At 71.2% G+C, this 22558-nt stretch carries 13 protein-coding genes and 1 tRNA gene; 1 reads left to right on the top strand and 13 read right to left on the bottom strand.

Going from position 1 to position 22558, the window contains the following annotated elements:
• Positions 1-235: 235 nt before the first annotated feature.
• A complete protein-coding gene (locus ACFYY6_RS20075; RefSeq protein WP_389194432.1) occupies positions 236-4987 on the bottom strand; it encodes an Rne/Rng family ribonuclease in 4752 nt (1583 codons plus the stop codon).
• Positions 4988-5219: 232 nt separating this feature from the next.
• Positions 5220-6002: a TIGR03936 family radical SAM-associated protein gene (locus ACFYY6_RS20070; protein WP_351629829.1), complete on the bottom strand. Its 783-nt coding sequence runs from the start codon at positions 6000-6002 to the stop codon at positions 5220-5222.
• 477 nt (positions 6003-6479) lie between these two features.
• Here ACFYY6_RS20070 and ACFYY6_RS20065 point away from each other — a divergent pair.
• Positions 6480-6554: transfer RNA gene (locus tag ACFYY6_RS20065), tRNA-Trp, on the top strand.
• Between the two features lie 62 nt (positions 6555-6616).
• Here the strand turns inward: ACFYY6_RS20065 and ACFYY6_RS20060 are convergent.
• From ACFYY6_RS20060 to ACFYY6_RS20010, 11 genes are all read right to left on the bottom strand, one after another.
• On the bottom strand, positions 6617-8542 hold the full coding sequence (locus ACFYY6_RS20060; RefSeq protein WP_351522572.1) for a TIGR03960 family B12-binding radical SAM protein: 1926 nt from the start codon (positions 8540-8542) through the stop codon (positions 6617-6619).
• A 116-nt stretch (positions 8543-8658) separates the two neighbouring features.
• Positions 8659-10386 carry a CHAD domain-containing protein gene (locus tag ACFYY6_RS20055; protein ID WP_389194429.1) on the bottom strand — a complete coding sequence of 576 codons (1728 nt, stop codon included), beginning with the start codon at positions 10384-10386 and terminating at the stop codon, positions 8659-8661.
• A 205-nt stretch (positions 10387-10591) separates the two neighbouring features.
• Positions 10592-11782: a rod shape-determining protein RodA gene (gene rodA, locus ACFYY6_RS20050; RefSeq protein ID WP_351522570.1), complete on the bottom strand. Its 1191-nt coding sequence runs from the start codon at positions 11780-11782 to the stop codon at positions 10592-10594.
• Complete coding sequence (gene mrdA / locus ACFYY6_RS20045; RefSeq protein ID WP_351522569.1) at positions 11782-13947, bottom strand: penicillin-binding protein 2; 2166 nt, start codon at positions 13945-13947, stop codon at positions 11782-11784. The genes rodA and mrdA overlap by 1 nt, the downstream gene beginning before the upstream one ends.
• Positions 13948-14107: 160 nt before the next feature.
• Positions 14108-14767 (bottom strand): rod shape-determining protein MreD, encoded by a 660-nt coding sequence (gene mreD, locus ACFYY6_RS20040; protein ID WP_351522568.1) that lies wholly within the window; start codon positions 14765-14767, stop codon positions 14108-14110.
• Between the two features lie 17 nt (positions 14768-14784).
• Entirely contained in the window at positions 14785-15822 is a 1038-nt protein-coding gene (mreC, locus tag ACFYY6_RS20035) for a rod shape-determining protein MreC (RefSeq protein ID WP_351522567.1), read from the bottom strand.
• A 143-nt stretch (positions 15823-15965) separates the two neighbouring features.
• Positions 15966-16985: a rod shape-determining protein gene (locus ACFYY6_RS20030; RefSeq protein ID WP_335936340.1), complete on the bottom strand. Its 1020-nt coding sequence runs from the start codon at positions 16983-16985 to the stop codon at positions 15966-15968.
• Positions 16986-17275: 290 nt separating this feature from the next.
• A complete protein-coding gene (gene ndk, locus ACFYY6_RS20025) occupies positions 17276-17689 on the bottom strand; it encodes a nucleoside-diphosphate kinase (protein WP_351522565.1) in 414 nt (137 codons plus the stop codon).
• Between the two features lie 97 nt (positions 17690-17786).
• On the bottom strand, positions 17787-18146 hold the full coding sequence (locus tag ACFYY6_RS20020; protein ID WP_351522563.1) for a DUF4233 domain-containing protein: 360 nt from the start codon (positions 18144-18146) through the stop codon (positions 17787-17789).
• Positions 18147-18148: 2 nt separating this feature from the next.
• The gene (locus tag ACFYY6_RS20015) at positions 18149-19672 is read right to left on the bottom strand and encodes a folylpolyglutamate synthase/dihydrofolate synthase family protein (protein ID WP_351522561.1); all 1524 of its coding nucleotides are present in this window, start codon (positions 19670-19672) and stop codon (positions 18149-18151) included.
• Positions 19673-19931: 259 nt separating this feature from the next.
• Complete coding sequence (locus tag ACFYY6_RS20010) at positions 19932-22553, bottom strand: valine--tRNA ligase (protein WP_351522559.1); 2622 nt, start codon at positions 22551-22553, stop codon at positions 19932-19934.
• Positions 22554-22558 lie beyond the last annotated feature (5 nt).

Below are 22558 nucleotides of genomic sequence, written 5' to 3'. Positions count from 1 at the left end.
GGTGGTCTGTCCTGCCGGAAGTGGACCGACGCGCCGATGAGCATTCTCAGGAATGGCATATCCGGCGTCAGCCGCGTCACATTATCAGGCTTTTCATACCGCGTTTCGTTCAGGTGGGGGCTGCCGAGAAGCGGTCCGTGTGATCCGCATCGAGCCGGTACGCGCCGAAGAGGCACGGCCCTCATGAGGGGGTCGCGCCTCTTCGGCGTCATCCGGCGGTCGGCTCGTCCGACGGTCAGCTCTCCGTGTCGGCCGACACGGACGACTGCGAGGACTGCTCGGCCGCGACGGTCTTCTTGGCCGCCGCCTTCTTCGCCGTCGTCTTCTTGGCCGTGGTGGTCTTCTTGGCCGCCGTCTTCTTCGCGGCGGTCTTCTTGGCCGTGGTGGTCTTCTTGGCAGCCGTCTTCTTGGTGGCCGCCTTCTTGGCCGTGGCCTTCTTGACCGCCTTGCGGGCCGTCTTCTTGGCCGGAGCCTCGGCCGCCGGAGCCTCGACCGCCGGGGCTTCGCCGTCCGAGGTCTCGGCGGCGCTCTCCGGTACCTCGACCGGTACGGTCGCGAGCTTCTCCGACACGGCCGGCACGGCCTCGGGCTCCACCACGACGCTGCCCGTCACCACGACGACCTCCGCCGCGTCCGCTCCCGCGGGCGAGCCCGCGGGGGCGGTGACCTTGCGGGTCACGCGACGACGGGCGCGCGGCGGGGCAGGCTCGGCGGCGGCCTCCACCACTACGGCCTCGGGCTGCACCGCCTCGGCCGTCGATGCCTCGGCATCGACGGGGGCGACCACGGTCACGACCTCCTCGACCGGCTCGGCCGTGACCGGCGAGCCCGCCGGAGAGGTCGCCTTGCGGGTCGCCCGCCGACGCGTACGGCCCTTCGGGGCCTCGGCCGCAGGAGCCTCCGCCGCCACGGGGGCCTCGGCGACGGGCTCGGGCTCCGCCACCGGTCCGGCCTCCACGACCACGGCCGGCTCCGGCTCGGCCACCGGAGCGGCGGGAGCCTTCGCGGCCTTCGGGGCCCCGGCCGGTGCCGTTGCCTTGCGGGTCGTACGGCGTCGGCCACGGCCGCGCGCCGCGGCCGCCTCGGCCTCGGCGGCGCTGCTGTACAGCTCCTCGTCCGGAGCGAACTCCGGCTCGGGCAGCGCCACCGGAACGGCCACCTCGGCAGCGATCTCGGCAACGGTCTCGGTCTGTGCCGCTGTCCCGGTCCCGACGGCGGCCTCGGCCGCGGCTTCGGCCGGTGCCTCCGTGACGTGCTCGGGTCCGTGCTCGTGCTCATGGCCCACGCCACCGCGACCACGCTTCTTGGAGCGCTTGCCGTTGCCGCCGCCGATCGAGGCCGGCTGCGGCATGTGCACGATCACACCACGCCCGTTGCAGTGGACACAGGACTCGGAGAACGACTCCAGCAGCCCCTGTCCCACCCGCTTGCGGGTCATCTGGACCAGGCCCAGCGAGGTCACCTCGGCGACCTGGTGCTTCGTACGGTCGCGTCCCAGGCACTCCAGCAGGCGCCGCAGCACCAGGTCCCGGTTGGACTCCAGCACCATGTCGATGAAGTCGACGACGACGATGCCGCCGAGGTCGCGCAGCCGCAGCTGGCGCACGATCTCCTCGGCCGCCTCCAGGTTGTTCTTGGTGACGGTCTCCTCGAGGTTGCCGCCCTGACCGGTGAACTTGCCGGTGTTGACGTCGACCACGACCATCGCCTCGGTCTTGTCGATCACCAGCGAGCCGCCGCTCGGCAGATAGACCTTCCGGTCCAGCGCCTTCATCAGCTGCTCGTCGATCCGGTAGGTCGCGAAGATGTCGACCTCGGAGGTCCACCGCGACAGGCGCTCCGTCAGGTCCGGCGCCACCTGGGAGACGTAGCCGTGGATGGTCTCCCACGCGTCGTCGCCGCTGACGATGACCTTGGAGAAGTCCTCGTTGAAGATGTCGCGGACGACCCGGACGGTCATGTCCGGCTCGCCGTAGAGCAGCGTCGGCGCGTTGGAGCCGCTGGTGCCCTTGGCCTTCTTCTGGATGTCGTCCCACTGCTGCTGCAGCCGTTCGACGTCGCGCCGCAGCTCGTCCTCGCTCGCGCCCTCCGCGGCGGTACGGACGATGACGCCCGCGTCCTCGGGGACGATCTTCTTGAGGATGGTCTTCAGCCGGGCCCGCTCGGTGTCGGGCAGCTTGCGGCTGATGCCGGTCATCGAGCCCTCGGGCACGTAGACCAGGTAGCGGCCGGGCAGCGAGACCTGGCTGGTCAGGCGGGCGCCCTTGTGACCGATCGGGTCCTTGGTCACCTGGACGAGGACGGACTGACCGGACTTCAGCGCGGTCTCGATGCGGCGCGGCCCGTGGGCCATGCCGAGCGCCTCGAAGTTCACCTCGCCGGCGTACAGGACGGCGTTGCGGCCCTTGCCGATGTCGACGAAGGCGGCCTCCATGGACGGCAGTACGTTCTGCACCTTGCCCAGGTAGACGTTGCCGACGTAGCTGGTGGCCTGCTCCTTGTTGACGTAGTGCTCGACGAGCACGTTGTCCTCGAGGACGCCGATCTGGGTGCGCTCGCCGTTCTGGCGGACGACCATCACGCGCTCGACGGCCTCGCGGCGGGCCAGGAACTCGGCCTCGGTGATGATCGGGACGCGGCGGCGGCCCTGCTCACGGCCCTCACGGCGGCGCTGCTTCTTCGCCTCCATACGGGTCGAGCCCTTGATGGACTGGACCTCGTCGAAGCCCGTGCCCGGCTCCCGCTCCTCCTTCTTGCGGGGCTCACGGACCTTGACGACCGTGCGCTCCGGGTCGTCCGCGCCGACCTCGACGTCGGCGGTGAGGTCCCCGCTGCGACGGCGACGGCGCCGACGACGGCGGCTGCTGCTCGTGCCGGAGGCGGCCGTCTCGTGCTCCTCCTCCTCCGCGGCCTCGGTCTCCTGGGCGTGTTCCCGCTCGTCCTCGGTCTGGTCGGCCGCGGCGGCCTCCTCGCCGTGCTGCTCGGGGGTCTCCTCGCCCTCGTGGTTCTCACCACGACGACGACGGCGGCCTCCGCGACGGCGGCGGCGCGTGGGCCGGTCGCCGTACTCGTCCGTCTCCTCACCCTCGGCCTCGTGCTCGGCCTCGGCCTCGTGCTCGGCGTCGCCCGCGTCCTGCGGCTCGTGCTCGTCCTCGACGGGCTCCTCCGCCGCGGGGGCGGTCTGCTCGGCCTCGACGGCCTCACCGCGACGGCGGCGACGGCGGCGCGAACCGGCCGACGGCGCGGCCTCGGCGGCGGGCTGCTCCTCGACCGTCCCGGCCTCCTCCTCGGCCTCGATCTCCGCGTGGCGCGAAGCGGCAGCGGCGGCGGCCGCGCTCTCCGGGGTCTGGAACATGGGCTCGGTGAAGACCGGGGCCTGGAACACGGCCACGGCGGGACGCGTCGCGCGACGGCTCTTGCGTACGGGCTCCTCGTCCTTGCCCGTGAACTCGGGCCGGCCGGCGGAAGCGGTCACGCGGCGGCGACGACGGCCGTGCGGCGCGGCGTCCTCGGCCTCAGCGGCCGGTGCCCCGGCCGCGGGCTCGACCTGGGCGGCGGTCTCGGCCGCCGTGGTCGCGGCCACGGGCTCGGACAGGCTCTCCGCGGTGTCGGCGGTGGTCCCGGTGGCCTTCGGCGCGCCCGCCGGGGCGGTCGCCTTGCGGACGGCACGGCGGCGGGTGCGCGCGGGCGGCGCGGCCTCGGCCTGCGGCTCGGTCTCCGCCTCCTCTTCCGCCTCCGGAACGTTGTCGGCCGAGGTCGTGTCGATGACCTCGACGGGCTCCTCCACGGATCCGGGCTCCGCGACGGCCTCGGCGGTCTGCGGGGAACCGGCCGGAGCCGACGCCCTGCGGCGAGTACGTCCACGCGGCGCGGCGGCGGGCGCGGGCTCGGCCACCACCGCGGGGGCCTCCTCCTCGGCGCTCTCGCCGTTCTCCACGGCCTCGACGATCTCGGCGGGCTCGGCCGCCTTCGGCGAACCCGCGGGAGACGTCGCCTTGCGAACGGCACGACGACGCGGACGGGCCGGAGCCGCCTCCACGACCTCGGGCACGGCCTCGGCCACCTCCTCGACCCGCGCCTCGACCATCTCGACCGGCTCCACCGCCTTCGGCGAACCCGCCGGAGACGTCGCCTTACGAACGGCACGACGACGCGGACGGGCCGGAGCCGCCTCCACGACCTCGGGCACGGCCTCGGCCACCTCCTCGACCCGCGCCTCGACCATCTCGACCGGCTCCACCGCCTTCGGCGAACCCGCCGGAGACGTCGCCTTACGAACGGCACGACGACGCGGACGGGCCGGAGCCGCCTCCACGACCTCGGGCACGGCCTCGGCCACCTCCTCGACCCGCGCCTCGACCATCTCGACCGGCTCCACCGCCTTCGGCGAACCCGCCGGAGACGTCGCCTTACGGACAGCACGACGACGCGGACGGGCCGGAGCCGCCTCCACGACCTCGGGCACGGCCTCGGCCACCTCCTCGACCCGCGCCTCGACCATCTCGACCGGCTCCACCGCCTTCGGCGAACCCGCCGGAGACGTCGCCTTACGGACAGCACGACGACGCGGACGGGCCGGAGCCGCCTCCACGACCTCGGGCACGGCCTCGGCCACCTCCTCGACCCGCGCCTCGACCATCTCGACCGGCTCCACCGCCTTCGGCGAACCCGCCGGAGACGTCGCCTTACGGACAGCACGACGACGGGGGCGCGCGGGCGGCGCGGCCTCCGGCTCCGGGGTGCTGTCGGTCTCGGCAGTGGCGGTGGCGATGTCGGTCACCATGACGTCGACGGCCGTTATGGCCGGGGCGTCGACGTCCTGCGTCTCCGTCACCGGCGGACCGGCCGGGCGGGACGCGGCACGACGCCTGCGGCGAGGCGGCAGCTTGTCGCCGGGTGCGTTGTTCTCTTCGATGTTCTCGATGTTCTCGATGTTCTCGATGTTCTCGATGTTCCCGGTCGTGCCGGGTTCGTTGGCCTGGGGCATGCGGGCGTTTCTCCCGTCAGGCTCCCGGGCGCCGCGTCTGGTTCCGGTCCGTCGCGGTTCGCGTGATGTGCGCGATACCGCCGTCCGGGGCGCGGGCGCCGCACGGGAGCTCGGTGTCTGGCTCGCCGGTTCCGTACGCGAGGTGCGCACGGCCTGGCGAAAGTCTTATGGGTCATCGCGCGGTCCGACCCAGGTGGCTCCCGAGTCTCAGGGCTGCGCTGCAACGACCGCCTTACGCGGAACCTGCACCTTCCGGCGCCGTCGCGACAGCGGTCCCGACGGCCGTGGGTGGGGCGGCCGGGGCTGCCTCGCGGTCGGGCGCGAGCGGGTCGGTCACCGTGCCGGACTCCTCGTCGAAGAGCCCCTGCGCCAGCCTGGTCACCGCTACCGGGACCGGCGGCGCCAGGTCGGCCACAACGCGAAGACCGGACAGGACGTCGTCAGGTCGGACGGCAGGTGTCACGTGCCGAACAACCAGCCGCAGTATCGCACAGGGCCTGCCCTCGGACCCATCAGGCAGGGAATCGAGGACTCGCAGGTCGACCACGGCGGCGCGGGCGTCGAAGGTCCGCACGCCGTTCTTCGCCCGGCGCTGCACCTCGACGATCTCCGCCTCGTTGAAGGCGTTTACGGCCGCGGTCGCCTCCTCGACGGGAACCCCGTCGAGACGCAGCTCCCATACGGAGGCGGCCAGCCGCTCGGCGAGACCCGACGTACGGGCCTCCACGGCGTCGACGACGTCGAGGCCGTCCGGCAGCGAAGCGTCGAGCAGTTCACGCAGAACGGCCGGGTCCTGCGCCTCGGTGAGGGCGATCTCCAGGAACTCGGCCTCGCTGCCCGTGCCGGTGGGGGCGGCATTGGCGTACGACACCTTCGGGTGCGGGGTGAACCCTGCCGAGTAGGCCATGGGCACCTCGGAACGGCGCAGTGCCCGCTCGAAGGCGCGCTGGAAGTCGCGGTGACTGGTGAACCGGAGGCGGCCGCGCTTGGTGTAGCGCAGTCGGATGCGCTGCACCGCCGGTGCGGGCGGCGGGCCTTCGGGCTGTCGCTTGCCCAGTGGTTCTTCTCCTCGGTGCGGGGCGGACGCGGTGGCATGCCGCCCACGAAATGCGGGGTGGCCCGGGGTGTCCGTCCGGCTCACGCCCGCTCGGTGGTCTGTCCTCCGAGCGGGGAGATCTCTGGTGCGGGCGCCGCGCTGGGCACAGTCGTTGCAATACCCAGAGTACGCGCAAGGCCGCTCCCGGGTTCCCAGGGCTCGGGCGCCCCCGCTCCACCGCCTGCCGTCGGCAGGCGTCACGGAGCCCCCGGAACCCCTCTCCCCGCACCGCGCGCCCCACGGCTCCCGGCCCCTTCGCCGGGCATCCGTTACGACCGGAACCCCGACCCGCACCGGGCCGGGGCCCGGTGCGGGTCGGGGTTCCGGGGGCGTGGCCCCGGGGCACGGCCACGCCCCGACCTCGTGTCATGTACGGGCTACGCTGTCGGCCCGGGCGGGGCCGTAGCGCAGAGGTCGTCGCGCGCGGTCTCCAAAACCGCGAGGACACCGGTTCGAATCCGGCCGGCCCCGTCCGCGCCGTCCTCCGGTCGCCTGTCCGACGGCCTTCGTCGGACGGCGTCGGACTGCTTCCGCTACTTCTTCACCATCAGTGGCAGCAGCTTCTTGCCGGTCGGGCCGATCTGGATGCTGGTGTCCATCTGCGGGCAGACGCCGCAGTCGAAGCACGGGGTCCAGCGGCAGTCCTCGACCTCGGTCTCGTCGAGCGCGTCCTGCCAGTCCTCCCAGAGCCAGTCCTTGTCCAGGCCCGAGTCCAGGTGGTCCCAGGGCAGGACCTCCTCGTAGGCGCGCTCACGGGTGGTGTACCAGTCGACGTCCACGCCGTACTCGGGCAGCGTCTTCCCGGCGGCGGTCATCCAGCGGTCGAAGCTGAAGTACTCGCGCCAGCCGTCGAAGCGACCGCCGGACTCGTAGACCTCGCGGATGACGGAGCCGACGCGGCGGTCGCCGCGCGAGAGCAGGCCCTCGACGATGCCGGGCTTGCCGTCGTGGTAGCGGAAGCCGATGGAGCGGCCGTACTTCTTGTCGCCGCGGATCTTGTCGCGGAGCTTGGCCAGCCGGGCGTCGGTCTCCTCGGCGCTCAGCTGCGGGGCCCACTGGAACGGGGTGTGCGGCTTGGGCACGAAACCGCCGATGGAGACCGTGCAGCGGATGTCGTTCTGGCCGGAGACCTCGCGGCCCTTGGCGATCACGTTGACCGCCATGTCACCGATCTGGAGGACGTCCTCGTCGGTCTCGGTGGGCAGTCCGCACATGAAGTACAGCTTCACCTGGCGCCAGCCGTTGCCGTAGGCGGTGGCGACCGTGCGGATCAGGTCCTCCTCCGAGACCATCTTGTTGATGACCTTGCGCATCCGCTCGGAGCCGCCCTCGGGGGCGAAGGTGAGTCCGGAGCGGCGGCCGTTGCGGGTCAGCTCGTTGGCCAGGTCCACGTTGAACGCGTCGACGCGGGTGGAGGGCAGCGAGAGGCCGATCTTGTCCTCCTCGTACCGGTCGGCGAGGCCCTTGGCGATGTCGCCGATCTCGGTGTGGTCGGCGGAGGACAGCGAGAGCAGCCCGACCTCCTCGAAGCCGGTCGCCCTGAGCCCCTTCTCGACCATCTCGCCGATACCGGTGATGCTTCGCTCCCGCACGGGGCGCGTGATCATGCCGGCCTGGCAGAAACGGCAGCCGCGGGTGCAGCCGCGGAAGATCTCGACGGACATCCGCTCGTGGACGGTCTCGGCGAGGGGAACGAGGGGCTGCTTCGGGTACGGCCACTCGTCGAGGTCCATCACCGTGTGCTTCGACACCCGCCACGGCACGCCCGACCTGTTGGGCACGACACGGCCGATGCGCCCGTCCGGGAGGTACTCGACGTCGTAGAAGCCCGGGACGTACACGCCGCCGGTCTTCGCGAGGCGGAAGAGGATCTCCTCGCGCCCGCCGGGGCGGCCCTCGGCCTTCCAGGCGCGGACGATGTCGGTGATCTCCAGCACGGCCTGCTCGCCGTCACCGATCACCGCGCAGTCGATGAACTCCGCGATCGGCTCCGGGTTGAACGCGGCGTGGCCGCCGGCCAGCACGATCGGGTCGTCGACGGTGCGGTCCCGGGCCTCCAGCGGAATGCCCGCGAGGTCCAGCGCGGCGAGCATGTTGGTGTAGCCGAGCTCGGTGGAGAAGCTCAGCCCGAAGACGTCGAACGCCTTGACCGGGCGGTGGCTGTCGACCGTGAACTGCGGGACCCGGTGCTTGCGCATCAGCTCTTCGAGGTCCGGCCACACGCTGTACGTGCGCTCGGCGAGGACGCCCTCGCGCTCGTTGAGCACCTCGTACAGGATCATGACGCCCTGATTGGGGAGCCCGACCTCGTACGCGTCCGGGTACATCAGCGCCCAGCGGACGTCGCATTCGTCCCACGGCTTGACGGTGGAGTTCAGCTCACCGCCGACGTACTGGATGGGCTTCTGCACATGCGGGAGCAGAGCTTCGAGCTGTGGGAAGACCGAATCGACAGACATCGCGAACTTTCGAGAGCCGGCAAGGGTGACCATCCAGCGTACCCCGGCGTCCGGTCTCCCGGCGCCCTCCGCCGGGCCCCTCGCGGGCCCGCCCCACCCGCCTCTCCCCGTCCCGCTCAGCCTCCCAGGGCCTTGCGCACCTTCGGCCTCGCGGCCCGCTTCCACACCGCCGGAAGCTGCCGCTCCTCCTCGGCGGCCGTCGCCTCCTCGCGCCCGTGGAGCAGCCCCCAGGTGAACCCCTGCTCACCCGCCGCATGCGCCTGGACGGCCAGCTCCCGCAGGGCGTCACGGGCCACCACGCTGTCCTGGTGGTCCCCGAGAAGGGTCTGCACGGCCTTCATCCGCGAGGCGAACCGCCGAGCCGGCTTGCCCAGCGCGGGGCAGGCCGCCTCCGCCGCGTAGCGGGCACGCTTGGCGGCCTTGCGGGCGTCGTGCAGGGCGAGGTTCCGGTCGTGGCCGGGCGGAAGCTCCAGTGCGTGGCCGACGCGGGCCGCGAGGCGCCCGTACTCCTTGAGCAGGGCACGGGGCAGCGCGCGCCCGGGGGCGTGGGACGCGGCGGACCGCAGCGGCGGGTCGGCGAGCAGGGCGTCGAGGCGGTTCAGCAGGGCCAGGTACCGATCGCCGTCGAGCACCGCGACGGTACGGCGCCGGGAACCGCCCCGGCGGGCCGACCAGATCTGCAGCCGGGCGCGGACAGGGCCGAGGACCAGGGTGCGGGGCAGGGTGTCCAGGGCCGCGCGCAGCCGGGCGTCGAGGACCTCCTGGTCGCGGTCGATCCCGAGCTCGGCGGCCAGCCATTTCAGCTCGTCGCCGATCGGGTCGGTGACGCCCCGGTCGAGGATCCTGCGGTACGTCCGCAACGCGCTGCGGCACCTTCGGGTGGCGACCCGCATCCGGTGCACGGAGTCGGGGAGGTCGCGGCGCACGGCCGGGTCGAGGGCGACGATGTCCTCGATCTGGGCGCGGAGGTACGCGAGGACGTGATCGCCCGCGGTGACGGGGCCGACGCCCTCCCGGGCGCCCGGAGCGGTCCCTTCGCGCGCCTCGTCCTTCCGGACGCCCTGAACGGTCTCGACGGCTTCTCGGCCTGCGGTGTCCTCCCGGGAGTCCGGCCGGGCACCCCGGAGCGCGGCCCGTCCGTGCTCGGTCCCCCGCCCGTCTCCCGGCCCCCGCCGCCGGTCTCCCGGGTCCGTCTCGGCGAGCGCGCGTGCCGCCTTGGACGGGGCCGCGGACGGGCGGACGCCCGCCTTGCGCAGCCGCTTCTCGACGGCGTCGAGGAGGGCGGGGTCGGTGCCGTCGGCCAGTTCGACCTCGATCTCGGTCCAGACGGCCGTGCCGCCACGGCCTGGCCGCCCTCCGGGCTTCCCGCCGGTCTCCCCGCCGGACTGCCGTCCGGCCTCGCCCCCGATCAGCCGTTCGGCGCGCACGGTGTCGACGGAGACCTCGGCGAGCAGCGACCCGTCGGCGCCGGTCAGACGATGGACGTCGCGGGCGGTGCGCAGCCGGACGACGGGGACGAGCGCGCCGTCGCGCACCCGCGAGCGGACCAGTCCGGCCAGGGAGCGCGGCAGGGTGTCGGAGAGCGGTTCGCGCAACTCGTCGCGGATGCCGGAGGCGACCGGGAACTTGAGGTGCCACCCGGCGTCGTCGCCTCCGGTGCGGCGGCGCAGGGTGATGGAAGCGGCCGCGAGCCGGAGGTCCTCGGTGTCGTAGTAGACGGCGTCCAGTTCGCCGACGCCCTGGTGGACGACGGACGAGACCCCGGCCACCCGGCTCAGATCGGGGAGCCAGGTCTCCGCGGTGGCTTCGTACTTGCGCTCGATCTCACGCTTCGAGTCCGCCATAGACCGAATCTAGCGCTCCGGCCGGGAACGTTCACCGGCTCGGGGCCTGCCGGGTGGCCTCCGACCGGACGGCCACGCCCTGGCCCGCACGCTTCCTGCGTTGCCGTCCTGCCTTTGTCACACCCCTACGAAGGCAGGACGGCGCCTTGGAATCGCACGCACCGTGCCGCGTCCGTTTTCCGATCGAGCGCCACCCGACGGGCTCTCAGGCGCTTATCGGCCGCTGCACCCTGATCGACTGGAGCAGCCCGACGGCGACCCAGACGGCGAACATCGAGGACCCCCCGTACGACACGAACGGCAGCGGGAGCCCGGCGACCGGCATGATGCCGAGCGTCATCCCGATGTTCTCGAACGACTGGAAGGCGAACCAGGCGATGATCCCGGCGGCGACGATCGTGCCGTACAGCTCGCTGGTCTCGCGGGCGATCCGGCAGGCGCGCCACAGGACGACGCCGAGCAGCACGAGGATCAGCCCGGCGCCGAGGAAGCCGAGCTCCTCGCCCGCGACGGTGAAGACGAAGTCGGTCTGCTGCTCGGGGACGAACTGGCCAGTGGTCTGGGTGCCCTGGAACAGGCCCGTTCCGGTGAGACCGCCGGAGCCGATCGCGATGCGGGCCTGGTTGGTGTTGTAGCCGACGCCCGCGGGGTCGAGCGCCGGGTTGGCGAAGGCCGCGAAGCGGGCGATCTGGTACTCGTCGAGCAGACCGAGCTGCCAGACCGCGACCGCACCGGCAACACCCGTGCCGAGCAGGCCGAACACCCAGCGGTTGGAGGCGCCGGAGGCGAGCAGCACCCCGAGCACGATGACGGCCATGACCATCACGGAGCCCAGGTCGGGCATCCCCATCACGATCGCCATCGGCACGGCCGCCAGGCCCAGCGCCTTGGCGACGGTCCGGTGGTCCGGGTGGAGCTGGTCGCCCGCGTCGACGCGCTCGGCGAGCAGCATCGCCATGATCAGGATGATGGTGATCTTGGTGAACTCGGACGGCTGGATGGAGAAGCCGCCGCCGATGATGATCCAGGCGTGCGCGCCGTTGACGGTGGCGCCGAGCGGGGTCAGGACCGCCAGCACGAAGAGCACCGAGACGCCGTAGAGGATCGGCACGGCGCCGCGCAGGGTGCGGTGGCCGAGCCAGATCGTGCCGACCATCAGGGCGAAGCCGATGCCCGTGTTGAGGGCGTGCCGGAGCAGGAAGTAGTACGGGTCGCCGTGGGTGAGCGAGTCCCGTCCCCGGGTCGCCGACCAGACGAGCAGCGAGCCGATGAACGAGAGCGCGAGCGCGGACCCGAGCAGCGGCCAGTCGAGCCGACGGACGACGGAGTCACGGGCGACGAGCTTGCCCCAGGTGGAGCGTTCGGGGGTGTAGCGCGAGACGGAGAAGCCGGCCATTAGTCGCGCCTCCCCAGGACGGCCGCGAGGGTCTGTTCCTGCGCGGGCTTCTGCGAGGCCGGGTTGTAGGGCTTGATCTCCGGGGCTTCGATGGAACCGTCCGACTGGATCTTCGGCAGGGACTTCTGCGGCGTGGGCAGCAGAGCCTTCTTCAGGTCCTGCTCGCCGGAGTCGTCGAGGCCGTAGATGGCGTCGTAGATGTTGCGCACGGCGGGCCCGGACGCGCCGGAGCCGGTGCCGCCCTGGGAGATCGTCATGACGATCGAGTAGTCCTTGGTGTACGTGGCGAACCAGGAGGTCGTCTGCTTGCCGTAGACCTCCGCCGTGCCCGTCTTGGCGTGCATCGGGATCTTGTCCTGCGGCCAGCCGCCGAACCGCCAGGCGGCCGACCCCCGGGTCGCGACCCCGGCGAGTGCCTCGTCCATCTCGTTGCGGGTCTTGCGCGAGAAGGGCAGCTTGCCGTGCGACTTGGGCCTGATCTCCTTGACCGTCCTGCCGTCGCCGCTGACGATCGCCTTGCCGACGGTGGGGTCGTAGAGGGTGCCGCCGTTGGAGATCGCGGCGTAGATGGTGGCCATCTGGATCGGGGTGACGAGGGTGTCGCCCTGCCCGATCGAGTAGTTCACGGAGTCACCGGCGCGCATCCTGTCGCCTTCGAGGCAGTTCTCGTACGCGATCTTCTCGACGTACGAGCCGTCCTTCTTGCCCTGCTTGCACCAGGCGTCCTTGTTCGCCTCGTAGAACTTCTGCTTCCACTGGCGGTCGGGGACCCGGCCGCTGACCTCGTTGGGGAGGTCGATGCCGGTCTCCTTGCCGAGGCCGAACTGGTGGGCGGTCCGGTAGAACCAGTCCTTGGCGTTCTTCTTCGGCTTGTTGCCGCCGTCCTTCTGCCACTCCTTGTGCGCGATGCCGTAGTAGACGGTGTCGCAGGAGACCTCCAGGGCGCGCCCGATGGTGATGTCGCCGTAGCCCTGAGACTCGAAGTTCTTGAACACCTGCCCGCCGATGCTGTACGAGCTGGGGCAGGGGTAGTGGCCGTCGAAGGGGTAACCGGCGTTGACCGCCGCGGTCGAGGAGACGACCTTGAAGATCGAGCCGGGGGCGGCCTGGCCCTGGATGGCCCGGTTCAGCAGCGGGAAGTTGGACTTGGGGCCGGTGAGCTTGGCGTAGTCCTTGGCGGAGATGCCGCCGACCCAGGAGTTGGGGTCGTAGTTGGGCAGCGAGGCCATCGCCACGACGCGCCCGGTCTTCGCCTCCATGACGACGACGGCGCCGGAGTCGGCCTTGTAGTTCTCGCCGGTGTTCTTGTCGAACGACCGGCGGGCCGCCTTCATGGCCTCGTTGAGCTCGTACTCGGCGACGGCCTGGACCCGGGCGTCGATGGAGGTGACGACGGAGGAGCCGGGCTGCGCCTCGTCGTTCTTGGCCTCGCCGATGACCCGGCCGAGGTTGTCCACCTCGTAGCGGGTGACCCCGGCCTTTCCGCGCAGTTCCTTGTCGTAGGTGCGCTCCAGGCCGGAACGGCCGACCTGGTCGGATCGCAGGTACGGGGAGTCGGTGTCCTGGGCCTTGGTGATCTCCTCGTCGGTGACCGGCGAGAGATAGCCGAGGACCTGGGCGGTGTTGGCCTTGCCGGGCGCGGGGTAGCGGCGCACGGCGGTGGGTTCGGCGGTGATGCCGGGGAAGTCCTCGGCGCGCTCGCGGATCGTGAGGGCCTGCTGGGTGGTGGCCTCGTCGGTGATCGGGATCGGCTGGTAGGGCGACCCGTTCCAGCAGGGCTGGGGCGTCTTCGCGTCGCAGAGCCGCACCTTGTCCATGACCTCGCGGGGCTTCATTTCAAGGACACCCGCGAGCCGGGTCAGCACGTCCTCGCCGTCGTCCTTCATCTTCAGCAGTTCGGTGCGGCTCGCGGAGACGACCAGCCGGGTCTCGTTGTCGGCGAGGGGCACGCCGCGCGCGTCGAGGATGGAGCCGCGGACGGCGGGCTGCACGACCTGCTGGACGTGGTTGCTCTTCGCCTCGTCGCTGTACTCCTGACCGTTGCGGATCTGGAGGTACCAGAGGCGCCCGCCGAGGGTGAACAGCAGCGAGAACACGAGGACCTGGATGACGACGAGACGGATCTGGACCCTGGGGGTCCGGCCGGTCTCGGGGATGTTGCTCACGAGGCGCCCCCGAGGGTGGTCGGGCTGGAGATGCGGTGCGTGCCGCCGTGACGGGACGGGCCGGGGGTACGGGACGGGCCGGGGGTGCCGGATGTGCCGGGGGTACGGGGCGCGCCCGGGACACGGTTCGCGCCCGGGGTGCCCGCCCGGTGGTGCGGCCTCACAGTCGCTTGACTCCCTTGGTCCGTCCGGGGCGTGCGGTCCGGCCGCGGGCGGCCCTGACGCGCAGTCCGCCGCGCTGGTCGCCGACCCGCAGCCCGGTGCCCGAGGCCAGCCATCCGGCGGCCACGTCGCCGCCGGACGCCTCGGCAACCGGGTCGTTCACGGTCCGTCTGGCGATGGCCATGATCAGCGGCACGGTGAACGGGGCGAGCAGCAGGTCGTAGAGGGCGGCGGTGAACAGCAGACTGCCGAGGCCCACGTGGCGGGCCGCCGTGTCCCCGACGAGCGCGCCGACCAGCGCGTACAGCAGGGTCGAGCCGATCGCCGCGCCGACGACCGCGACCATCGGCACGGCGGCCGACCTGAGCTGCCCGTTCTCCGGCTTGACCAGTCCGGCGAGGTAGCCGATGACGCAGAGGACCAGGGCGTAGCGCCCGGCGGCGTGGTCGGCCGGCGGTGCCAGGTCGGCGAGGAGGCCCGCGCCGAAGCCGATCAGGGCCCCGCTGGTGTGTCCGTACACGAAGGCCAGGGCGAGGACGACGAGGAGCAGCAGATCGGGCACGGCGCCGGGGAGCTGGAGGCGGGCGAGCACCGAGACCTGGACGACGAGCGCCACCACGACCAGGACGGTGGAGAGCAGAATCCGGTTGAGACGCATGGGGATCGGCGCTACCTCTACTCGTCGTCCGCGGCGGTACGGGCGCCCGGGCTGCCGCTCGGGTCGGGGCCGCCGCTCGGGTCGGGGCTCTCGTGGATGTTGCCGACGACGTTGCCGTCGGTGTCGACGATGTCGCCGTTGGGCGAGATCGTCACAGTGACGGTCGGCGTGGGCTTCGGCTTGGCGGGCTTGGCCGGGGCCTTCGGCAGGACCATGTCGCGGGGGTCCTCGCGCGGGGCCTGGACGACGACGCCGACGATGTCGAGCTTGGTGAACCCGACGTACGGGCGGACGTAGACGGTACGGGTCAGGCCGCCGCCGGACGGGTCGACGCGGACGACCTCGCCGACCGGGACGCCGGGCACGAACGGCTTGCCCTTGCTGGAGCCGAAGGTGACCAGGCGGTCGCCCTTCTTCACCTTGGCCTTGCCGTTGAGGAACTGGACCGACAGCGGCTGGGAGCCCTGGCCGGTGGCGAAGCCCAGTTCGTCGGTCTTCTCCATGCGGGTGCCGACGGTGAAGTCGGGGTCGTTGGCGAGGAGCACCGTGGCGGTCTCTGGGCCTACGGTGGTGACCCGGCCGACGAGCCCGTCGCCGTTGATGACGGTCATGTCGCGCCGAATGCCGTCGCGGGAGCCCGCGTCGATGGTGACCGTCCAGGAGAAGCCCTGGGCGGCTCCTATGGCGATGACCTCGGCGGCCTTGATGCCGTACTGCCCGGTGGCCGACTTCTTGAGCATCTTGTCGAGCTCGCGGACCCGGTTGCGGTTGCGGTCGTCGCTGCCGAGCGCGGTCTTGAGCGCGGCGTTCTGGCGCTCCAGCTCGGCGATCCGGTTGTGCCGGGTGCCGGAGTCGCGCACCGCTCCTATGGCGTTGCCCACCGGATCGACGGCGGCCGCGACGCCGTTCTCGACCGGACCGAAGACGGCGGCGGCGGCCCGCCTGGCGCCGTCCACCGGTGATCCCTCGCCGCCTCGGATGTCCACCGTGATCAATGCGAACGCGATGGCGATCAGCAGCACCAGGAGCAGCCGGCTCTCTCGTGTGTCCCTCACGTGCGGCGGCCGTGCCTTCCTCGTCGGAATGTTCGTGCCTGTATATCAGCGATCCGCCGTACGGAACTCAGGGGTCCGTACGACGGACTGCCGGATTGTCCACCCGCGTGCGCCCGTCCGCCCGCGGGCTCGTGCCCTGCCGTCTACCGGCGGGGCTGGGCGTCCAGCACCTGCTGGAGCGCCTCGAATTCCTCGACGCACTTGCCGGATCCGAGCGCCACCGAGTCCAGCGGGTCCTCGGCGATGTGGATCGGCATGCCCGTCTCGCGGCGCAGCCGCTCGTCCAGCCCGCGCAGCAGCGCGCCGCCGCCGGTGAGGACGATGCCGCGGTCCATGACGTCGCCGGAGAGCTCCGGCGGGCACTTGTCGAGCGTGGTCTTCACGGCGTCGACGATCGCGTTGACCGGCTCCTCGATGGCCTTGCGGACCTCGGCGGCCGAGATGACCACGGTCTTGGGCAGTCCGGAGACCAGGTCGCGGCCACGGATCTCGGTGTGCTCGTCCTTCTTCAGGTCGTCCGCCGAACCGATGGTGATCTTGATCTGCTCGGCCGATCGCTCGCCGAGGAGGAGCGAGTACTCCTTCTTGATGTGCTGGATGATCGCGTTGTCCAGTTCGTCGCCGGCGACCCGGATCGACTGGGCGGTGACGATGCCGCCGAGCGAGATGACCGCGACCTCGGTGGTGCCGCCGCCGATGTCGACGACCATGTTGCCGGTGGCCTCGTGGACCGGCAGCCCGGAGCCGATGGCCGCCGCCATGGGCTCCTCGATGATGTGCACCTGCCGGGCACCGGCCTGCGTCGACGCCTCGATGACGGCGCGGCGCTCGACCCCGGTGATGCCGGAGGGCACGCAGACCACGACCCGCGGACGGGCCAGGTAGCGGCGCTTGTGGATCTTCAGGATGAAGTAGCGGAGCATCCGCTCGGTGATCTCGAAGTCGGCGATCACGCCGTCCTTCAGCGGGCGCACGGCGACGATGTTGCCCGGAGTGCGCCCGATCATCTTCTTGGCCTCGGAGCCGACTGCCAGGATGCCGCCGGTGTTGGTGTTGATGGCCACGACGGACGGCTCGTTCAGTACGATGCCGCGCCCCCTGACGTACACCAGCGTGTTGGCAGTCCCGAGGTCGATAGCCATGTCACGACCGATGAACGACATTGAGTTCCCCTTGTTCCCCATGAGGATGCGTCAGGCCTCCCAGCAAAGCGATGATGGCTTGTTCTGGTCGGCGAGGTGGGCGCTGTGGGCGTGGAAGATTCCATCGTAGTGCCGTGTGCACGGACACCGCGCGAGGGTCCTTCGCCATTGTGGGCAGAACGGGTGGCCGTTCCACTCATGGTGACGTTACGTCGGGGTGATGCGTTCCCGCGACCCCGACTCGTATGCCGAAGGGCGACCGAATTAATTCGGTCGCCCCGGGTCATGAGCGCTGTTCGGCTGATTCGAGGTCAGGAAAGTCCGGGAAAGAAAAGCTTCAGTTCCCGCTCCGCGGACTCCTCCGAGTCCGACGCGTGGATGAGGTTCTCCCGGACGATCGTGCCGAAGTCGCCGCGGATGGAACCGGGCGCGGCGGCGATCGGGTCGGTGGGCCCGGCCAGTGTACGGACGCCCTCGATGACCCGCTCGCCCTCGGCGACCAGCGCCACGACCGGACCGGACAGCATGAACTCGACGAGCGGCTCGTAGAACGGGCGGCCCACGTGCTCGGCGTAGTGCTGCTCCAGGGTGGCGCGGTCAAGGGTGCGCAGCTCCAGCGCGGTGATCCGCCAGTCGGCCTTGCGCTCGATCCGCCCGACGATCTCGCCGACCAGTCCGCGCCGGACGGCGTCGGGCTTGAGCAGAACGAGGGTGCGCTGGGTCATGGTGTGCGGCTCCTTGCGGGCATGCGAGTGCGGTGAGGGCGAGGCTACAGGGCTGTGGGGACGGGTCCGCGACCGGGTTTGGCCAAAGGATGACGGATCAGCCACCGGCGGGTGCCTCTGCCGACTCCTCCGCGGCCGCCCAGCGGGCCTTGGCCTCGTCGATCTTCCGGCCGTAATGGACGGAGGCCCACCACAGGCCGCCGAAGACCACGCCGAGAACGAACATCATCGGGACGAAGAATCCACTGGCCACCAGGGCGATCTGGAGGGCCCAGCCGAGCTGTGTGCCACCGGGACGGCCGAGCATCCCGCAGAGCAGCACGGAGAGCACCATGCCGATGCCGCAGACCGTCCAGACCATGGAGGTCGTGAGGTCGTCCGATTTCATCGCGACGAGGCCGGCGAATCCGATCACGAAGAATTCACCGATCAGCGTCGACGCGCAGAGCATTCGCACGGTCAGCGCCTTCCCAGAAGCAGCCGGGCCTCGCCGACCGTGATCACGGAACCCGTCACGAGCACGCCCGCGCCCGAGTATTCGGCCTCCTCCTCGGCGAGGGTGATCGCCGCCTCCAACGCGTCGTCGAGACGGGGTTCGACCTGGACGCGTTCGTCACCGAAGACCTCGACGGCGACGGCGGCCAGGGCGTCGGCGTCCATCGCGCGGGGGGTGGAGTTCTGGGTGACGACGATCTCGGCGAAGATCGGTTCGAAGGCTTCGAGAAGGCCCTTGACGTCCTTGTCCTCGCTGACGCCGACGACCCCGATGAGCCGGGAGAAGCCGAACGACTCGGTGATCCCGTCGGCGGTGGCGCGGGCACCCGCCGGGTTGTGGGCGGCGTCCAGGACGACGGTCGGGCTGGAGCGGACCACTTCCAGGCGACCGGGCGAGATCACCGAGGCGAACGCCGCGCGGACCGTGTCGGGGTCGAGCGGGCCGGGCCGCTCGGCGCCGACCCCGAAGAACGCCTCCACGGCGCAGAGCGCCACCACCGCGTTGTGCGCCTGGTGGGCGCCGTACAGCGGGAGGAAGACCTCCTCGTACTCGCCGCCGAGCCCGCGCAGTGTCAGCAGCTGGCCGCCGACGGCGACTTCCCGGGAGACCACGCCGAACTCCATGCCCTCGCGGGCGACCGTGGCGTCCACCTCGACGGCCTTCTTCAGCATGACCTGCGCCGCGTCGACCGGCTGCTGTGCGAGGACGACCGTCGCGTCCTGCTTGATGATCCCGGCCTTCTCACCGGCGATCTCGGCGGGCGTGGCGCCCAGCCGGTCGGTGTGGTCCAGCGAGATGGGGGTGATCACGGCGACCGGGGCGTCGATGACGTTCGTCGCGTCCCAGCTGCCGCCCATGCCGACCTCGACGACGGCGACGTCGACCGGCGCGTCGGCGAACGCCGCGTACGCCATGCCCGTCAGCACCTCGAAGAAGGAGAGCCGGTAGGGCTGCCGGCTGTCGACCAGCTCCACGTACGGCTGGATGTCCCGGTACGTCTCGACGAACCGCTCCGGGTCCATCGGGGCGCCGTCCAGGCTGATCCGCTCGGTGATCGACTGGACGTGCGGCGAGGTGTAGCGGCCGGTGCGCAGGTCGAAGGCGCCGAGCAGAGCCTCGATCATGCGGGCCGTGCTCGTCTTGCCGTTGGTTCCGGTGATGTGGATCGAGGGGTAGGCGCGCTGCGGCTCGCCGAGCACGTCCATCAGCGCGGCGATGCGCGTGACGGAGGGCTCCAGCTTCGTCTCGCCCCAGCGCCCGGCGAGCTCCTGCTCCACCTCGCGCAGCGCCCTGTCCACCTCGGGGTCGGCGGGGCGGGCGGGCACGGCCTGGCCCTGCGGCGGGCCCGAGCGGGTGCGCAGCGTACGGCTCCCGGCCTCGATCACCGCCAGGTCGGGGTCGCGCTGGGTCGCTTCGTCGACGATGTCCGCGAAGGCGTCGTCGGAATCGGAGGCGTCGTGCCGGTCGGAAGGGCGGGGCTCACTCACAGGGCCAGTCTACGGATCGGCGACCGCGACACGCGCGGCGCCCGGCGGCGGGACGGTGACGGCTCCGGTCGCTGGGCCCGGTGACGCGCCGGAGCCCCGGCCGTGCGGTCCCGGGCACGGGCCCGGCCTCCGGAGCCCCGGCCGTTCGACGTCCGACGGCCGCCGACGGGCTCCCGCGTTCCCCTCGTACGCGGGGAACGGCGAAGCCCCCGCCCTCCCGCGGCTCGGCGGGGGTACGGGGGCTTCGCCAGGACTCCGCTCAGCCCTGCGGCAGGTTCGCCAGCTGGGCGGTGATCCGCTCGATGTCCGCCTCGGCCTTGGCGAGACGGCCGCGGATCTTGTCGACCACGTTGTCCGGGGCCTTGGCGAGGAACGCCTCGTTGGCCAGCTTGCCGTTGGCCTGGGCCTTCTCCTTCTCGGCGGCGCCCAGGTCCTTCGTCAGGCGCTTGCGCTCGGCCTCGACGTCGATGGTGCCCGACAGGTCGAGGGCGACCGTGGCGCCGGCAACAGGCAGCGACGCGGTGGCGTGGAAACCGTCACCGGCGGGCTGGAGGCGCAGCAGCTGGCGGATGGCCGCCTCGTGCGGAGCGAGCGCCGTACCGTCGAGGGTGAGTTCGGCCGGGACCTTCTGACCGGGCTGGAGGCCCTGGTCGGAGCGGAATCGACGGACCTCGGTGACGACCTGCTGGACGAGCGCGATCTCCCGCTCGGCCGCTTCGTCGCGGAAGCCGCGGTCCTTCGGCCAGTCGGCGACGACCACGGATTCCTTGCCGGTGAGCGTGGTCCACAGCGTCTCGGTGACGAACGGGACGACCGGGTGCAGCAGGCGCAGCATCACGTCGAGGACCTCACCGAGGACCCGGCCGGAGACCTTCGCCTGCTCGCCGCCCGCGAAGAACGTGGTCTTGGACAGCTCGACGTACCAGTCGAAGACCTCGTCCCACGCGAAGTGGTAGAGCGCCTCGCTGAGCTTGGCGAACTGGAAGTCCTCGTAGTACGCGTCGACCTCGGCGACGGTCTTGTCGAGGCGCGACAGGATCCAGCGGTCGGTCACCGACAGCTGCTCGACGGGCGGCAGTTCGCCCTCGACCGTGGCGCCGTTCATCAGCGCGAAGCGCGTGGCGTTCCAGATCTTGTTGGCGAAGTTGCGCGAACCCTGGACCCAGTCCTCGCCGATCGGGACGTCGACGCCGGGGTTGGCACCGCGCGCCAGGGTGAAGCGCAGCGCGTCGGAGCCGTACTTGTCCATCCAGTCCAGCGGGTTGACCGCGTTACCGAAGGACTTCGACATCTTCTTGCCGAACTCGTCGCGGACCATGCCGTGCAGGACGACGGTGCGGAAGGGCGGGACGCCGTCGTTGACGTACAGGCCGAACATCATCATCCGGGCGACCCAGAAGAAGAGGATGTCGTAGCCGGTGACCAGGACGGAGTTCGGGTAGAACTTCGCGAGGCTGTCGGTCTTCTCCGGCCAGCCGAGCGTGGAGAACGGCCAGAGGCCGGAGGAGAACCAGGTGTCCAGGACATCGCTGTCCTGCGTCCAGCCCTCACCCGTGGGGATCTCGTCGTCCGGTCCGACGCAGACGACCTCGCCGTTCGGGCCGTACCAGACGGGGATGCGGTGACCCCACCACAACTGCCGCGAGATGCACCAGTCGTGGAGGTTGTCGACCCAGTCGAAGTACCGCTTCTCCATCTCCTGCGGATGGATCGCGACCTTGCCGTCGCGGACCGCGTCGCCGGCGGCCTTGGCGAGCGGGCCGACCTTGACCCACCACTGCATGGACAGGCGGGGCTCGATGGTGGTCTTGCAGCGCGAGCAGTGGCCGACGGAGTGGACGTACGGCCGCTTCTCGGCGACGATCCGGCCCTCGGCGCGCAGGGCGCCGACGATCGCCGAGCGGGCCTCCAGACGGTCCAGGCCCTGGAAGGGGCCGGGGATGGTGATGATGGCGTGCTCGTCCATCACGGAGATGGACGGCAGGTCGTGGCGCTGACCGATCTCGAAGTCGTTCGGGTCGTGGGCCGGGGTGACCTTGACGGCGCCGGTGCCGAACTCGGGGTCGACGTGCTCGTCCGCGACGACCGGGATGGAACGGTCGGTCAGCGGCAGCTTGATGAGCTTGCCGATCAGGTGCCGGTAGCGTTCGTCCTCGGGGTGGACGGCGACGGCCGTGTCACCGAGCATGGTCTCGGCGCGGGTGGTGGCGACGACGATGGCGTCCTCGCCGTCGCCGTACTTCATGGAGACGAGCTCGCCGTCGTCGTCCTGGTACTCGACCTCGATGTCGGAGATGGCGGTCAGACAGCGGGGGCACCAGTTGATGATGCGCTCGGCGCGGTAGATCAGCTCGTCGTCGTAGAGCCGCTTGAAGATGGTCTGGACGGCCTGGGACAGACCCTCGTCCATGGTGAAGCGCTCGCGGGACCAGGCGACGCCGTCACCCAGACGGCGCATCTGGCCGGAGATCTGTCCGCCGGACTCGTTCTTCCACTTCCAGACGCGCTCGACGAAGGCCTCGCGGCCGAGGTCGTGGCGGGACTTGCCCTCCTTGCCCAGCTCGCGCTCGACGACGTTCTGGGTGGCGATGCCGGCGTGGTCCATGCCCGGCTGCCACAGGGTCTCGTGGCCCTGCATGCGCTTGCGGCGCGTGAGGGCGTCGATGAGCGTGTGCTCGAAGGCGTGGCCCAGGTGGAGGCTGCCCGTGACGTTCGGCGGCGGGATGACGACCGCGTACGGCGGCTTGTCGCTCTTCGCGTCCGCCTCGAAGTAACCCCGTTCTACCCAGCGCTCGTACAGCTTCCCCTCTACCTCGGCCGGTGCGTACTGGGTCGGCAGTTCGGGGTTGCTGGCTGGCGTCTGCTGAGTGTTCTCGGTCACGGGGG

The sequence above is a fragment of the Streptomyces sp. NPDC001750 genome, from assembly GCF_042892615.1.
GTDB lineage: Bacteria > Actinomycetota > Actinomycetes > Streptomycetales > Streptomycetaceae > Streptomyces.
The sequence above is the reverse complement of the archived record's forward strand: the minus strand, read 5'-3'. Positions and strand labels throughout refer to the sequence as shown.